At 64.6% G+C, this 14,849-nt stretch carries 17 protein-coding genes; 9 read left to right on the top strand and 8 right to left on the bottom strand.

The features are described from left to right. Positions 1–46: 46 nt before the first annotated feature. The 3 genes from dsbG to dsbD are packed head-to-tail and all read right to left on the bottom strand — an operon-like array spanning position 47 to position 3,419. On the bottom strand, positions 47–817 hold the full coding sequence (dsbG, locus tag HMPREF2914_RS07145; protein WP_003089790.1) for a thiol:disulfide interchange protein DsbG: 771 nt from the start codon (positions 815–817) through the stop codon (positions 47–49). Then, positions 814–1,650: a TlpA family protein disulfide reductase gene (locus HMPREF2914_RS07140; protein WP_003089792.1), complete on the bottom strand. Its 837-nt coding sequence runs from the start codon at positions 1,648–1,650 to the stop codon at positions 814–816. The genes dsbG and HMPREF2914_RS07140 overlap by 4 nt, the downstream gene beginning before the upstream one ends. Then, positions 1,650–3,419, bottom strand: coding sequence for a protein-disulfide reductase DsbD (gene dsbD / locus HMPREF2914_RS07135; RefSeq protein WP_023981026.1), 1,770 nt, complete (start codon positions 3,417–3,419; stop codon positions 1,650–1,652). Before dsbD ends, HMPREF2914_RS07140 begins: the two co-directional genes overlap by 1 nt. A 162-nt stretch (positions 3,420–3,581) precedes the next feature. Between dsbD and HMPREF2914_RS07130 the strand changes: the two genes are divergently transcribed. Both HMPREF2914_RS07130 and HMPREF2914_RS07125 read left to right on the top strand, forming a co-directional pair. Further along, the gene (locus HMPREF2914_RS07130) at positions 3,582–4,262 is read left to right on the top strand and encodes a response regulator (protein ID WP_003103570.1); all 681 of its coding nucleotides are present in this window, start codon (positions 3,582–3,584) and stop codon (positions 4,260–4,262) included. After that, a complete protein-coding gene (locus HMPREF2914_RS07125) occupies positions 4,259–5,581 on the top strand; it encodes an ATP-binding protein (RefSeq protein WP_003109557.1) in 1,323 nt (440 codons plus the stop codon). Before HMPREF2914_RS07130 ends, HMPREF2914_RS07125 begins: the two co-directional genes overlap by 4 nt. Before the next feature lie 189 nt (positions 5,582–5,770). Here the strand turns inward: HMPREF2914_RS07125 and HMPREF2914_RS07120 are convergent, their stop codons facing one another. The 4 genes from HMPREF2914_RS07120 to HMPREF2914_RS07105 all read right to left on the bottom strand — a co-directional run bounded on the left by HMPREF2914_RS07120 (position 5,771) and on the right by HMPREF2914_RS07105 (position 9,176). Next, complete coding sequence (locus tag HMPREF2914_RS07120) at positions 5,771–6,646, bottom strand: c-type cytochrome (RefSeq protein ID WP_019485208.1); 876 nt, start codon at positions 6,644–6,646, stop codon at positions 5,771–5,773. After that, on the bottom strand, positions 6,643–7,296 hold the full coding sequence (locus HMPREF2914_RS07115; protein WP_015648902.1) for a c-type cytochrome: 654 nt from the start codon (positions 7,294–7,296) through the stop codon (positions 6,643–6,645). The genes HMPREF2914_RS07120 and HMPREF2914_RS07115 overlap by 4 nt, the downstream gene beginning before the upstream one ends. A gap of 113 nt (positions 7,297–7,409) precedes the next feature. After that, the gene (locus HMPREF2914_RS07110; RefSeq protein ID WP_003089806.1) at positions 7,410–8,411 is read right to left on the bottom strand and encodes an LLM class flavin-dependent oxidoreductase; all 1,002 of its coding nucleotides are present in this window, start codon (positions 8,409–8,411) and stop codon (positions 7,410–7,412) included. 150 nt (positions 8,412–8,561) lie between these two features. After that, positions 8,562–9,176, bottom strand: a complete 615-nt coding sequence (locus HMPREF2914_RS07105; protein WP_003089808.1) for a TetR/AcrR family transcriptional regulator — start codon at positions 9,174–9,176, stop codon at positions 8,562–8,564. Positions 9,177–9,363: 187 nt separating this feature from the next. On the opposite strand from HMPREF2914_RS07105, the gene HMPREF2914_RS33075 reads away from it, so the two are divergent. After that, positions 9,364–9,483, top strand: a complete 120-nt coding sequence (locus HMPREF2914_RS33075) for a PA2485 family small membrane protein (protein WP_003089810.1) — start codon at positions 9,364–9,366, stop codon at positions 9,481–9,483. 16 nt (positions 9,484–9,499) lie between these two features. Beyond that, a complete protein-coding gene (ptrC, locus tag HMPREF2914_RS07100) occupies positions 9,500–9,694 on the top strand; it encodes a type III secretion system co-regulatory protein PtrC (protein WP_003089814.1) in 195 nt (64 codons plus the stop codon). A gap of 25 nt (positions 9,695–9,719) precedes the next feature. Here ptrC and HMPREF2914_RS07095 read toward each other — a convergent pair whose 3' ends face one another. Beyond that, positions 9,720–9,992, bottom strand: coding sequence for a hypothetical protein (locus tag HMPREF2914_RS07095; RefSeq protein WP_003089816.1), 273 nt, complete (start codon positions 9,990–9,992; stop codon positions 9,720–9,722). A gap of 97 nt (positions 9,993–10,089) precedes the next feature. Here HMPREF2914_RS07095 and HMPREF2914_RS07090 point away from each other — a divergent pair, with 97 nt between their 5' ends. The 5 genes from HMPREF2914_RS07090 (at position 10,090) to HMPREF2914_RS31265 (ending at position 14,586) form a co-directional block, all read left to right on the top strand. Then, the gene (locus HMPREF2914_RS07090) at positions 10,090–10,854 is read left to right on the top strand and encodes an AraC family transcriptional regulator (protein WP_019485209.1); all 765 of its coding nucleotides are present in this window, start codon (positions 10,090–10,092) and stop codon (positions 10,852–10,854) included. Positions 10,855–10,880: 26 nt separating this feature from the next. Next, positions 10,881–11,696, top strand: coding sequence for an AraC family transcriptional regulator (locus HMPREF2914_RS07085; RefSeq protein ID WP_019485210.1), 816 nt, complete (start codon positions 10,881–10,883; stop codon positions 11,694–11,696). Between the two features lie 80 nt (positions 11,697–11,776). Further along, the gene (locus tag HMPREF2914_RS07080; RefSeq protein WP_019485211.1) at positions 11,777–12,151 is read left to right on the top strand and encodes a cupin domain-containing protein; all 375 of its coding nucleotides are present in this window, start codon (positions 11,777–11,779) and stop codon (positions 12,149–12,151) included. Positions 12,152–12,528: 377 nt separating this feature from the next. Continuing rightward, on the top strand, positions 12,529–13,008 hold the full coding sequence (locus tag HMPREF2914_RS32315) for a hypothetical protein (RefSeq protein ID WP_124075009.1): 480 nt from the start codon (positions 12,529–12,531) through the stop codon (positions 13,006–13,008). A gap of 426 nt (positions 13,009–13,434) precedes the next feature. Then, on the top strand, positions 13,435–14,586 hold the full coding sequence (locus HMPREF2914_RS31265) for a JmjC domain-containing protein (RefSeq protein WP_023091720.1): 1,152 nt from the start codon (positions 13,435–13,437) through the stop codon (positions 14,584–14,586). The last annotated feature ends 263 nt before the right edge of the window (positions 14,587–14,849 follow it).

The raw sequence follows: 14,849 nt of genomic DNA, 5'->3' as shown, positions 1-14,849 counted from the left end.
ACGCAGGGAGTATAGATGGCCGGCGGCTCGGCGCCGGCCCGGAGGATCAGCGCGGACCGAGGATCTCCGCCAACTGGTCCGGCTGCGGCGCGCCCTGTTGCTGCTGCATGCGCCCCTCGGCATTGAGATAGAAGATCGCCGGGGTCGCCGCGGCGCCCATCGACTCCATCAGTTCCATGTTGCCGGCGAGCTGCTTGCGCACCGCCGCCGGGATCTTCGCCAGCGGCTTCAGGGTGCTGGCCTTGCCCGCCTGCTCATGGTCGTGCAGGGCCTTCTGCGGGTCCTTGCTGGCCAGCAGCGCAGCGGACTTGGCTTCGCTGTCCTCGCGAATGATGCCGACCATGATATGCCGCAACTGCACCTTGCCGGCATCCACCCAGGGTCGCGCCTGCTCCCAGAACATGGTGCAGTACGGGCAGTTCGGGTCGCTGAACAGGTAGACCACGCGCGGCGCGTCGGCACGGCCATCGGCGATCCAGGCGCTCTGCTCCATCTTCTGCCACATTTCCTTGGCCAGCGGCGCATACACCAGGCGCTCCAGCGGTTCGCGGCTGAGGTCCTTGCCCTGGGCGTCGAACAGGTGGCCGGTGAGTACGTGCTTGCCGTCGGGCGTCAGGTACAGCGCCATGCCCTGGTTCTGGTATTCGGCGGCGTAGCCGCGCAGGCCATCCGGGGCGTCGAAGCTGCCGAGGATGCGGGCGCCCTTCTCCTGGACCATGCGGATCGGCGCCGGCAGCTCCTCCGCCGCCGTGGCCAGGCCGGCGTTGAGGAGGGTCAGGCCCAGGCCAAGGGTGATCAGGTTGCGCGGCAGTCTCATTCGGAACTCCTGGTTGCGGGGGCGGCAGCGGCCGGCTCGAAGGCTTCGAGGTAGCGCGCCAGGCTGCCGCGGGACAGTTCGCCGAGATGGCTGCCCAGCAGGCGGCCCTCGGCGGTGTAGAAAACGGTGGTGGGCAAGGCGACCGAGCCGACCTGCTGGCCAAGCTGCCCGCCGTTGTCGAACAGCAGGTTGTCCAGGCGCAGGTTCTCGCCCTGGAGGAAATGGCGCACGGTCTCGGCGCTCTCGCCCTGGTTGGCGAAGAGGAACACTACGTCGGGATTCTCCGCCTGCGCCTGTTGCAGCACCGGCATCTCGCGCCGACACGGCGGGCACCAGCTGGCCCAGAGGTTGATCACCAGCGGGCGGCCCCGGAAATCGGCCAGTTGCACCGACTCGCCGGCGGCGTTGCGCAGGCTCAGTTCGGGCAGGCGCGTACCGCGCTCGTAGATGCCCAGGCCCAGACTGCCAAGCAGCCAGAACGCCAGTCCGAGGCTGGCGCCGACACCCAGCGAGCGACGTAGCGCCGGTCGCCGCCAGGCCCAGAACAGCGCGCCGAGCACAGCGGCGAGCAGGCCTGGCCAGGCGAGGAAACCGCCATCGCGGATATCCAGCATCTGTGCGAAGTCGCCACGGTACTGCGGCCAGTAGCGCACCACGAAGGCCAGGCGCGCCACCAGCAGGCCGAGCAACAACAGGTTGAACAGCACCGGCTCGGCGTTGCGCCCGCCGCCGCGCGCCGCCAGCCAACCACCGAGCAGCGCGGCGCCGAGGGCGAGGAACAGCAGCAGGTGTTGCAGCGAGACCACCAGCGGTCCCAGGGAAAAACTCAGCATCAGCCGCGCTCCCGGGTCGCCTGCCAATGGGCGAGGAAGCCGCCGGCGTCGACTTCGCCGGTCAACCGGCGCGCGCGGCGCTCCTCGCCTTCCGGGCCGATCCAGATCAGGCTCGGCGGGCCGGGTACCTGGTAGCGGCGCAGCAGCTCGCGGCTGGCGGCGTTGTCCGCGGTCACGTCGAGCCGCAGCAGGCGCACGCCCTGCAGGGCGGCGAGCACATCGGGCTTGGCGAACACCTGTTTCTCCATGATCCGGCAGGACACGCACCAGTCAGCGTAGTAGTCGAGCAGCACCCATTGTCCCTCGGCCTTGGCCGCAGCCAACTGACGGTCCAGCTCGGCCGGCTGGCTCACCGTGAGGAACGCCTCGTGGGCACTGGCCGTCGGCGTAGCGCCCCGGTTCGCCGCCGCATACACCTGTAGCGGACGCCAGGGGTCGTCGGCCCCGGCCGCGGCGCCCAGCAGCATCGCCGCGCCCCAGAGACCGAAGATGCAGCCCGCCGCGCCGAACAGCACCGCGTGCCGTGCCAGGCCTCGCGCCGTGTGCAGCGCGGCGTAGGCCAGGACCAGCAGCAGCGCGCCGCCAAGGCCGATCCACAGCGCCTCGCCGAGCAGCGGACGCAGGAGTATCCAGGCGGTGCCGAGGAAAAGGAAGCCGAACACGCCCTTGACCAGGTTCATCCAGGGACCGGGCTTGGGCAGGAAGCGGCTGCCGACCGTCACCAGCAGCAACAGCGGCATGCCGATGCCGAGGCCCAGGCTGAACAGCACCAGGCCGCCATGCAGGGCATTGCCGGTCTGCGCGATATAGAGCAAGGCGCCGGCCAGCGGCGCGGTCATGCACGGCCCCACCAGCAGCCCGGACAACGCGCCGAGCGCAGCCGCGCCGGCCAGGCTGCCGTCCTTGCGGCCACGACTGAGACCGTCGAGGCGGTCGCGCAGGGCCGCCGGCAGTTGCAGTTCGAAGAAGCCGAACATCGGCAGCGCGAGGAACACGAACAGCGCGGCGAAGCTGCCCAGCAGCCACGGCTGTTGCAGCCAGGCCTGCAGGTTGCCGCCAAGCAGCGCCGCGACCACCCCGAGTCCGGCGTAGACCAGCGCCATGCTCAGCACGTAGCTACCGGCCAGCAGCAGGCCGCGACGAGGGCCGGCGCCGCTGCCGACCACCAGCCCGGCGAGGATCGGCAGCATTGGCAGCGAACAGGGAGCGAACGCCAGCAGCAGGCCGAGGCCGAAGAATAGCAACAGGCTCCAGGCCAGGTTGCCGGCCTGCAGGCTGCCAGCCAGGCCCTGGTCCTCGGCGACTTCGCCGCTCGTCCCGGCGACGGCGGCGACAGGGCCGGTACCGCCCAGGTCGAGCGCCTGGCTTTGCGGCGGATAGCACAGGCCGGCGTCGGCGCAGCCCTGCCAGCCCAGGCGCAGTTGTCCGGCGGCGGCCGCCGGCAGGGTCAGTTCCAGGCTCTGGCGATAGATCTGCGACTCGCCGAAGAACTCGTCGCTGTGGCTTTCGCCCGGCGGCAGCTGCGGCTGCAAGGCCGGGTCGAGTCCGTCGAAGCGCAGGCGCTTCTGGTACAGGTAGTAGCCCGGCGCGATCTGCCAGCGCAGTTGCACCTGGCCGTCGTCGAGGCGCTCCCAGGTGAAGCGGAAGGCTTTCTCCACCGGCAGGAAATCCGTCTGCGTCGCGCCGCGCGGCGCGAACAGGTCGTCGCCCGGTTGCGCCTGGGACAGGCCCGGCAGCAGGAGCATCAGGAGCAGGATCAACACACGCATGGATAACGCCTTCTACGATGAACTCGGCGGCAGCATGGCCAGCGACGATTAACAGGCCGTTAACGCGGCCACGGGAAAAACCCGGCGACGCGCCGGGCGGGGCATAATCCTGGCTTAATTCGCCCGCTTCAGACTCCTATCCCTTTAACCAGCGATACCGCCATGCATGTACTGCTCACCGAAGACGACGACCTGATCGCCAGCGGCATCGTCGCCGGCCTCAACGCCCAGGGCCTGACCGTGGACCGGGTGGCCAGCGCCGCCGATACCCAGGCGCTGCTCCAGGTGGCGCGCTTCGACGTGCTGGTCCTCGATCTCGGCCTGCCCGACGAGGACGGCCTGCGCCTGCTGCAACGCCTGCGCCAGCAGGGCGTCGACCTGCCGGTGCTGGTGCTGACCGCGCGCGACGCGGTGACCGACCGGGTCGCCGGGTTGCAGGCCGGCGCCGACGACTACCTGCTCAAGCCCTTCGACCTGCGCGAACTCGGCGCCCGCCTGCATACCTTGCAACGGCGCTCCGCCGGGCGCTGCGTCAACGTCATCGAACACGGTCGCCTCAGCTACGATCCGAGCACCCGCGAAACCTGGCTCGACGGTCGCCCCGTGGAGCTGTCGCGACGCGAACAGGCGCTGTTGCAGGCATTGCTCAACAACCGCGGGCGGATCCTCAGCGGCGAGCAGCTCAAGGACAGCGTCTATGGCTTCGGCGACGAGGTCGAGAGCAACGCCCTCAACGTCCACATCCATCACCTGCGGCGCAAGCTCGGCAACGCCATCGTGCAGACCGTGCGCGGCCTCGGCTACCGCCTCGGGCCGGCGCGCGGCGACGGAGACGACGCATGAGCCTGCGCCTGCGCCTGACCCTGATCCTCGGCTCGGCCTTCATCCTGCTCTGGTCGCTGGCCGCGGCCTGGATGCTCTGCGACCTGCGCGGGCAGATGATGCGCTCCTTCGACCAACGCCTGGCGGCCTCGGCGCGGATGGTCGCCGGCCTGCTCCAGCAGTTGCCGCAGCCGCAGCCGGCGGACGGCCAGACCACGCGCCTGAGCGCGGAGCAACTGGGGATTCCCAACGGCATGGCCTGCCAGGTCAGCTCATTGCGCGGCGAAGTCCTGGCGCAGAGCCATGCCACCCCGGAGCGGGCGCTGGACAGCACCGCCAGCGGCTTCCGCGACCAGGAAATCAACGGCGTGCTGTGGCGCAGCTTCACCGTGCAGGCCGGCGACCTGCGGGTCAGCACCGCCGACCGCCTGGAAGAGCGCGACGTGCTGCAACGCTCGGTGGTGGTGGCCGCCGCGGTGCCGGTGACGGTCGCCCTGCTCGGCAGCCTGGCCCTGCTCTGGCTCGGCGCCGGCCAGGGCCTGGCGCCGCTCAAGCGGATTCGCGACGCCCTCACCCGGCGCGGCGCCGACTCGCTGGAGCCACTGGAGCTGGCGGCCCTGCCGAGCGAACTGAAGCCGCTGGTGGAAACCCAGAACCAGTTGTTCCAGCGCATCGCCCAGGCCATCGAACGCGAGCGACGCCTGACCGGCGATGCCGCCCACGAACTGCGCAGCCCGCTGACCGCGATCAAGACCCACCTGCAGGTCGCGCGCATGACCGAGGGCGCCGCCGCCGAGCAGGCCCTGGCCCACGCCGAGGAAGGCGCCGACCGTCTGCACCGTACGCTGGACCAGTTGTTGCTGCTGGCGCGGGTGGAAGGCAGCCTGTCGTTCGACGACGGCGTGCAGTGCAGCGCCGAGGACGCCGCCCGGGTGGCCATGCACGACGCCGGTCACGGCGATGAGCGGATGTTCGAGCTGAGGCTGGCCGACGGCTTGTCCGAGGCGCCGCTGGAAGTCCCCTCGGTGCTGGCCATCGCCGCGCTGCGCAACCTGCTGGACAACGCCCTGCGCCACACCGCCGCCGGCACCCGGGTGGAGCTGGCGGTGGAAACCGAGCAAGGCTGCGCGCGCTTCCACGTCCGCGACCACGGCCCGGGCATCGCCGAAGCCGACCTGCCGCACCTCACCCGGCGCTTCTGGCGCCACGGCAAGAGCGGCGGCAGCGGGCTCGGCCTGGCCATCGTCCAGGCCATCGTGCAACGCTGCCAATGCCGGCTGGACTTCGACAGCCGCGCGGACGGCCTGCGGGTGACGCTGGAAATGCCGCTGCGCGAGTGATGCGCGGGCACCACGCGCCCCACCCACCCGCCAACCGACTCCGTAGGGCGAATAGCCGCCCCGCGGCTATCCGCCGGACCCAGGCCCAGGCATCGGCGGATAACGCCGCTGGCGTTATCCGCCCTACCCAGGCGCCGACCTGCTTCCGCCGGACCGCGTCTCCGTCCTGCGGACGCCAGGCCACGAGGGTCAGATTCCCTGTCCCAGCAGCACGCCGTTGACCTTCTGCCCATACAGGTTGACGCCGTCGTTGGCATGGAACTTCTGCCGCGTCTTCTCCACCGAACCGTCCACCAGGCGCGGGTCCTGCGGGCGCTCGTGGCTGTTCATGAAGGCGGCGACGTCCCAGGCGTCGCGGTCGCTGAGGGTACCGGGCTTGCCCAACGGCATGTTGTACTTGATGAAGGAAGCCGCGGTGTTGATGCGGTGCATGCCCGCGCCCCAGTTGAACGACTGCGCGCCCCACAGCGGCGGGAACACCGCCTGCCCCAGAGCCATCTGGCCCTGGCCGTCGGCGCCGTGACAGATCGCGCACTGCGCGGCATAGACCTTGGCGCCGCGCTCGATGCTGTAGCCGCCTTCCGGCGGGGCCACGTCCGGATAGCCGCGTCCGGGCAGGCTGACCCCGGTCGGCGCCTGGCTCGCCAGCCAATAGGCGTAGACGGTCAGGGCCTTGATCTCCGGGCTGTCGGCCGCCGGCACCTTGCCGTTCATGCTGAACTGGAAACAGCCCTGCAGGCGCTCGGCGAACGTATTGACCTTGTTGTTCTTGGCGCGGAACGCCGGATAGACCGGGTAGGCCGCCCACTGCGGCGCGGAGTTGGCCCGGCGGCCCTGTTCGAGATGGCAGTTGACGCAGTTGAGCTGGTTGCCGACCAGATGCGGCGCGTTCTTCCGGGTTTCCACGAACAGCGCCTGGCCCTGGCGGACCATTTCGCCGAAGGCGTTGTCCGGGAGGCTGCTTTCCGCCGGCGGCTGGAACGGATCCAAGGGCGCCGTTGCCGCTTGGACGGGAGCGATCAGCAGGCCAACGACGGCCAGGGAAAGGATCGACGGCATGTTCATGGCTGGCCTCCTGCCTGACCGAGGGTGGCGAAGAACTGGCTGACGCTGCGGATCTCCTCTTCGCTGAGGGATTTGGCGATATGTCCCATCAGATCGTTCGGGTCGTTGCGGCGAGTGCCAAGCTGCCAGGCGCGCAACTGGTTGCTCAGGTACATCTCGCCCTGCCCCTGCAACGGCGGGAAGGCCTCCCCCACGCCGCTGCCGGCCGGACCGTGACAGGTCACGCACTCGGGAATGTTGCGCTCCCAGGCGCCACGCACCGCCAGGGTCTCGCCGGGGCTGCGCGGGGTGGCCACGCGCGACAGCGCCACCGGCTTGGGCGCCGGCATTGCCGCGAGGGTAGTGGCGAGCGCCTGGATCTCGTCGTCGCCAAGTGCATCGGCTATGCCCTTCATCACCGGGTGCTCGCGACTGCCGCCCTGCTTGAGGTCGTGCAGTTGCTTGCTCAGGTAGGCGGCGGGAAGGCCCGCCAGGCGCGGAAAGCCGGCGGCGGCCAGGCCCATGCCATCGGCGCCGTGGCAGGTGACGCAGGCCGCGGCGGCCGGGTTGGCGCCGCCCTGGGTGTAGAGTTTCTGGCCATCGACGGCGGCCTGGGCCGTCGCCGCCAGCAAGGCGGTCAATGAAAACAGCAGTCGGTGTGCAACCGGCATGGCAGGGTTCCTCTCTGGCTTATTGTTTTTAGTTCTAAGTTTAGAACCAAAAAACCTATCACCGAAAGACCCTACCGCACGCAGGACTACATCGTTTTCCTACAGGACCCGGATCACGCCCCTTTCAGCCCCGCGACGATTTCGCAAGAGCGTAGCCGATGGGCGTGCTCGTAGAAGTCGCTGGTGAAGATAAGCTCGTCGGCGCCGGTCTGCTCCAGGAGGATCTCCAGGCGCGCGCGAACCTTCTCCGGACCGCCGATCACCGCCAGGCCGAAGAAGCTGCCGACCGCGTCCTGCTCGTGGGGCAGCCACAACGGCGCCATGCTTTCCACCGGGGGCTTCTGTTTCAGGCTCTCGCCGCGGATCAGCGCCAGCACGCGCTGGAAGGCGGTAGTGGCGAGGAACTCGGCCTCTTCGTCGGTAGGTGCGGCGATCAGCGGCACGCCGATCATCGCGTAGGGTTTGTCGAGTACCGCCGAGGGCTGGAAGTTGCTGCGGTAGATGCGCAGCGCCTCGTGCAGGTAACGCGGTGCGAAATGCGAAGCGAAGGCATAGGGCAAGCCTTTCTGCGCCGCCAGGTGAGCGCTGAACAGGCTCGAACCGAGTAGCCAGATCGGCACCTGGGTACCCTCGCCCGGCACCGCCAGCAGGCTCTGCTGGGAACGGCGCGGGCCGAGCAGCATTTCCAGCTCGGCGACCTGCTCGGGGAAGTCGTCGCCGTTGCCCAGGCGGTCGCGACGCAAGGCGCGCATGGTCGCCTGGTCGGCGCCGGGGGCGCGGCCAAGGCCGAGGTCGATGCGGCCCGGGTAGAGCGTCTCCAGGGTGCCGAAGTTTTCCGCCACCACCAACGGCGCATGGTTCGGCAGCATCACCCCACCCGAGCCGACGCGGATCCGCGAGGTACCGCCGGCGATATGGCCGATCAGCAGCGCGGTGGCGGAGCTGGCGATGCCATCCATGTTGTGGTGCTCGGCCAGCCAGAAACGGTTGAAGCCCAGGCGCTCCACATGGCGCGCCAGGTCCAGGGAATTGTGCAGGGCTTCGGCCACGCTGCCGCCGGTGCGCACCGGCACCAGGTCGAGCATGGACAGGGGAATATCAGCAAGCGTTGTCATGAAGGCTCCAATCGGCAGCGGGCGATGGCCAGGGCGCGAGACACGCGCGGAAGGACTTCGCCCGGGGTTTGGATCAATTCTATATCACGCGTTATAGTTTTTGCCCACGGAGAATCCATGGGCTTTTTCCAGTCAAGGGGCGCTGTGGCGTCAGGCGGCCTCGACCGCCAGCAGGGAATCCCAGGCCGCCATCGCGCAGCGGCCGATGGCCAGCAACTGCTGGCGGCTGGCGCCGTCGCGGGCCTGGATCGACAGGCCCTGGAGCACGCTGCTGTAGAAACTGGTGAGCGCGTCGAGATCGGCTCCGGCCGGCACGTCGCCGTCGGCCACGCCTCGTGCGAAACGCTCGCGCAGCAGGCGCGCGGCGCGCCGCCGGTGATCGCGCAGATAGTCTTCGACGCCTTTGTTGGCCGGCGAGAAATTGGTCGTGCTGAGGTCGACCAGGCAACCGCGCGGCTTGCCTTCCGTGGTGTAGCTGACAGCGGCGCTTTCCAGCAGCGCGGCGATCGACTCGCGCGCCGTCGGCAGGGCGAAGGCGCCCTTGGAAAGCTGGCATTCCTGGCTCAGGTAGAGTTCCACCGCCGAACGGAACAGCGCCTCCTTGGAACCATAGGCGGCATACATGCTCGGCGCGCAGATGCCACCCATGGCCTCCTTCAGCGCGGCCATGGTCGCGCCTTCGTAACCGGCCTCCCAGAACACGTCGAGCGCCCGGCGCAATGCCTGTTCACGATCGAAGCCGCAGGGGCGTCCACGCTTGGCCATGGGAATTCCTGAGAAAAAAACACGTCATATGGTAACACCGGCGAACAGTCGCAAGGCTGGAGGGGGTCGCTTGATCCATCACCGCGCTCGATATACACCATGCAGGCTTTTTACTTCTGCCGGTTCTCCCGCTGGGCAAACATGCTCTCCAAGGGCAGACGCCCACCCTTCCTCAGGAGAACCGATCATGTCCAGCTTCAGCGCCCTCGCCAGCTACTTCGCCGCTTCCGCGTTCTACAGCAATGCAGTGACCCCTACTCGCCCGGTTCAGGCCAGCGCGCCCGCGCCGACCAGCGAGAAGAAATGAGCCCAAGGAGGCATCCATGCTCTCAGCCCGCTCCCGCAAGGCCCCGACCTATGGCGTCACCTATGTGAGCCTCGAGGATTGCACCCTGCACTTCGAGACCGAGTACATCATCGAGCGCCGCGACGGCAGCCTCGCGCACATGCCGATGCGCACGCCGGTCAGTGAGCGCGAAGCCCTGCAACGCCTGATCGAAAGCTGCATCGACGACTGATACCTCCAGTGCCCGTGTGCCGCTCTCAGGAGCGGCCAGCGGCGTTTTCCCAATCCGCCACCAGCGTCCGCAGTCGCGCGTCGCGCAGTTCGAAGAGTTCCAGCAGCCCCAGTGCCCGGATCGCCGGCAGCAGGGCGCGCAGGTCTTCTTCAGCCTGCCGCCGTTGCGCCGCGGGCAGTTCCTCCTCAAGCAGCAACCGGGCGTTGGCGATGAACGCGCCGACGCTGCCCTTGCGTATCTCCACGCCGCCCAGGCGGATGCGGTCCTGTCGGTCGGGAAGGATGTCTTCGGCTTTCATGGCGTGCTCCAGGCAAGAATGATGAGCCGCCAGGCTACATCCGCAGTCGAATGGCCTATTATCCATTCCAAGCCAATCATCGTCGTTTTTCCGCCAAATGCTTCCGGACCCCCTGCCCGTCCCGCTCTTCGCCCTGCGCATCGACCGCGCAGCCAGCCGCACGGCCTCCCACCGCCATGCCTGCGGCCAGCTCTACTGCCTGGAGCGCGGCCTTCTGGTGGTCGAGGACGAGCATGGCCGCCAGGCCCTGCCTCCGCGCCAGATCGCCTGGATCCCACCGGGTCACCCACACTCGGCGCACTCCCACGGCAGCCTGGCGGGCTGGAGCGCCTACCTCGCCGCCGAACACTGCCGCGACCTGCCCCGGCACCCCGGCGTGCTCGCCTGCTCGGCTTTCGTGGCGCTGATCGTCGAACGCGCCACCCGCTGGCCGACCGGCTCCGCCTGGAACACCGAACGCGAGAACCTGCTGCGCGTGCTGCTGGACGAACTGCGCCACGCCGTGCCCCAGCGGACCCGCCTGCCCTATCCGGGGGATTCGCGCCTGCGCAGGATCGCCGAGGCATTGCTGGCCACCCCCGGCGATCCGCGGCCGGCGGCCGAATGGGCGCGCTGGGCGGGCCTCAGCAGCCGTAGCCTGAGCCGGCTGTTCGGCGCCGAGACCGGCATGAGCTTCGCGCAATGGCGGCAACTGGCGCGACTGCACGCGGCCGTCGAACGGCTGGCAGCGGGCCAGGCGGTCGGCGAGGTCGCCTGGTCGCTCGGCTACGAAAGCCCGAGCAGCTTCGCCAGTGCCTTCCGCGCAGTATTCGGCGAGACGCCGTCCGGCTATTCCAGTCGCGCCAACGAAGCGCTAGCCTGAACCTTCCGCGCCACGAGCCTTTCCCCATGAGCCACGCCAATACGCCCCGCGACTGGGTTCGACGCGCCCCGCAACACGGTGCGGTGGAACGCATCGAGGCTTACTTCGCCGGCCACGGCTACGATCCGCATCGCCACGACACCTATGCCATCGGCCAGACCCTGGCCGGGGTGCAGAGCTTCCGCTATCGCCGCAGCCAGCGCCACAGCCTGCCGGGCGGCTGCCTGGTGCTGCATCCCGACGAGCTGCACGACGGCGAGGCCGGCAGCCAGGAAGGGTTCCGCTACCGGATGCTCTACGTCGAGCCGGCGCTGATCCAGCAGGCCCTCGGCGGCCGGCCGCTGCCGTTCGTGCGCGGGGGCTTGTCCGACGACCCGCGCCTGATCGCCGCCAGCCGGGCCCTGCTACAGGCCATGGATACCCCGCTGGAGCCGCTGGAAGAACAGGACGCCCTGTTCGAACTGGCCCACGCCCTCGACGCCGTGGCCGGCAACCGGGCGCGCGGCAGGCGCCACTTCGACTTCGTCGCCGCCGAGCGCGCCCGACAGTACATCCACGCGCACCTGGAGCGCCCGCTGAGCCTCGACGAACTGGCGCAGGTCGCCCAGCGCGAACGCTGGAGCCTGTCGCGCGATTTCCGCGCGCTGTTCGGCACCAGCCCCTACCGCTACCTGATCCAGCGCCGGCTGGACATCGCCCGCCGGCTGATGCTCGGCGGCCAGACGCTGGCCGAAGCCGCGCTTGCCGCCGGTTTCGCCGACCAGAGCCACATGACCCGCCATTTCGGCCAGAGCTACGGCCTGCCGCCGGCACGCTGGCTGCGTATGCTCGGCCGCGCCTAGCCAGGTTGCACGATCATCCAAGACCGCCCGCTCCGTAGCCGCCTACCCTGGCGCCAGAGACCAACCACCGGAGCGCACCGATGTCCACCAGCACAACCCAAGCGATCAACTTCGCCGCCAAGCTCGCCCTGTTCGACGACCGCTGGCAACCCAGGGTGATCGCCCAGATGAACGACTACCAGTTCAAGCTGGTGAAGATCGAAGGCGACTTCGTCTGGCACAGCCACGCCGACACCGACGAGACCTTCATCGTCCTCTCCGGTCGCCTGCGCATCGATTTCCGCGACGGCGCGGTGCACCTGGGCCCCGGCGAGATGTATGTGGTGCCGCGCGGCGTGGAGCACAAGCCGTTCGCCGAGGGCGAGGTGCGCATGCTCCTGGTGGAGCCCTGCGGCGTGCGCAACACCGGCGACCAGGGCGGCGAGCGGACGGCCGTCAACGATCTGTGGATCTGAACGAATAAGCAGTGTGCTTTGGCGGCAATGTATATTCGCGCCGCCATAGCGCCTACATATACATGCAAACCTGCCATTGGAGACATCCTCTAAAACACAGCACGCTCAAGAATAAAAACTGCCAAGGCACATAATAAATTTCCAAAACCGCCAGAAACGACACATCTCCACATCCTTCAAAAACCCCTCCCAAGGGCATTTCAAAAGCGCCACCCCCATCTAGACCGTCAAACATGCTTCTGTCTACTCCATGACACCCAAAGCCTCTCACGCAAGAAAAATCCATTAGTTTTCACAGAATTCTCTTACACACATCAAGAACGATATCGTGCTAAAAAACTAACGCCACACCACCCCAACCAGCAGGGAATATAAAATTGTCAGAACACAATTTTAGCAAACTCAAGATAGATAAAATCAGGAGAAGCCCTACACTCATAATTTCCGGCTACGGAGCGGGAATCGCCATACTCTTCTCAATCTTCAATGACCAACTAGGAATGGAGAAAAAATGGCTAGCAACCATTGACGCAACATTATCAATCTGCGCCATAATATTTTACACAGGAATCATTCATCTTATTTCAACAACAAAAGCGCTTAAAGAGCTAAACAAAGAAAAATCTAACCAACCAGAGCCACGAAAACGCATTCAAACACTTAGCGGGCTTCTAATCATGATCTCCACAGGCTTATTCGGCCTCTATCTGATTGGCAATAGCGATATATCACCAGGAGCAAAACTGTCATCATCCACAACCGGCCTAATACTACTTAGCTCTTGCATTATCGCTTTACTAATAACTTTTGAAAAAATCTCAAAGGAGTTATCAGGTGCGCGAACTAAGCATCATTGAGATGGATATTGTGTCAGGAGGAAACAGTCTTGATGCCGCAGCAACAGGAGCGGGTGGAGCTATAGGTGCAGGACTCGGAAAATTTGGCGGAAGTGCGGCCGGAGCTTGGGCAGGTGCAACTGTCGGCGGTGTTCTAGGAGGACCCGTTGGAGCAGTTGTCGGCCTTATCAGTGGCAGAGTTGCCGGCGGTGCTTTTGGTACCGTTGCAGGAGCAGCTGCTGGTTCGTATGCAGGTTCGGCGGCAGCTAGCGCATGGAGCAGAGGCGACAAGGCAGGTACCAACTATGATGGAGAGGGGTGTGACTATCACTAAGAAAATATTTCAAACCCAATAGAACCAACCTCCTCCAATGGTGCTTCCGGAAAAAAGCACCATTATTTTGAGATTAAAATATAGCCTACTCAGAAACACATATGACAGCCTCCATGAACTTCAAAGCAAACATATCTCAGAGCGAATTTCTTAGCCAGTACCAAGAAAATCAACCATTACATATGAAAGGTGCTGTCCTGCCAATAAATTTTTCGTGGAACGATGTAAATCGACTAATTGAACGAAGCGATCCCTCATCACCCGACTTCAAGTTATCCCTAGACAGAATCCTCCCCAAAGAAAAGTATGTCGAAAAATATTTAGACATTGGAACCATTCGCCAACGAATCATAAAGCCAGCTTTATATGATTACCTAAGTCGTGGCGCCACGCTAATCATCAACAAGATAAAGAGCGATCCAAAAATAACGGAAATCACACAACAAATAGGATTATTCACTGAAAGACAGATTGTCAGCAGTGCCTATTTAGCATTTGGCAAGAAAAGCTCCTTTCGTTGCCATTGGGACACAAGAGACGTTTTTGCAATCCAACTAATAGGGAGCAAACGCTGGGTAGTATACGAACCATCCTTTGAGCTCCCTCTTTACACTCAGCAAAGCAAAGATCTTGAGCATATTTACCCGTGCCCTACCAATCCTTACATGGATATCATCTTGGAGCCAGGGGATGTATTCTATCTACCAAAGGGCTGGTGGCATAACCCACTACCAATTGGACAACCGAGTTTCCATTTGGCACTTGGCACTTTCCCGGCATTAGGAATTGACTATCTGCAATGGACTTTATCCCACATGGAAAACTTCCTTGGAGCCAGAAAATCTTTGAGCAAATGGGCCTCAGACCAGGAAAACCTAGCAAATATTGCAAACCACATACATAGACTAATCAACAATCATGAACACTATTTGAACTTCATGAAAAATCACTTGATAGGAACCAGAATAGACTCTCCACTGGCCGTAGAGGCATTTTGCCGAGCAGACACTGAAACCATTCCCCTTCATTCACAACTATGCCTATGCACAAACAACAAATTCGGCATAGAGCAAAACTATTTAATATGCAATGGAACAAAGCTAAACATAGACCCTCACAGCATGCCAATAATTAACCACATCGCAGCAACCCCCGGCACAAGCCTTGAAGATCTCATTCATAATTTTCCCCAGCATGAATCAACTGACATTAAGAATCTCATCACCGCCCTCTGCAAAGAGGACATACTTAGCATCACCTTATAAAGATCGCTCCATCAAGAAAGAACCTGGCACACTTATCAAAAACAACAAAGCTACGCAGAGCAGTCAAACTCAAGTTAGTTACAGGAATCCACCTAAAAATTAATCAATGACACCTCAAAATGATTTTTTCCGCGCGGAAGCCCTTAATAGAAAGATGTACCAAGCTTTAGGAAAAGTAACGCTAACGCGCCCGGTCTCCTTCACTTTTCTCACCCTGCTGGCCGCGGCGATGGCGCTGCTGGTGGTGGGCTTCTTCCTGTTCG

This window comes from Pseudomonas sp. HMSC067G02 (assembly GCF_001813485.1).
Classification (GTDB): Bacteria; Pseudomonadota; Gammaproteobacteria; order Pseudomonadales; family Pseudomonadaceae; genus Pseudomonas; species Pseudomonas aeruginosa.
Note: the sequence above shows the minus strand (reverse complement) of the source record. Positions and strands in the feature narration are given on the sequence as shown.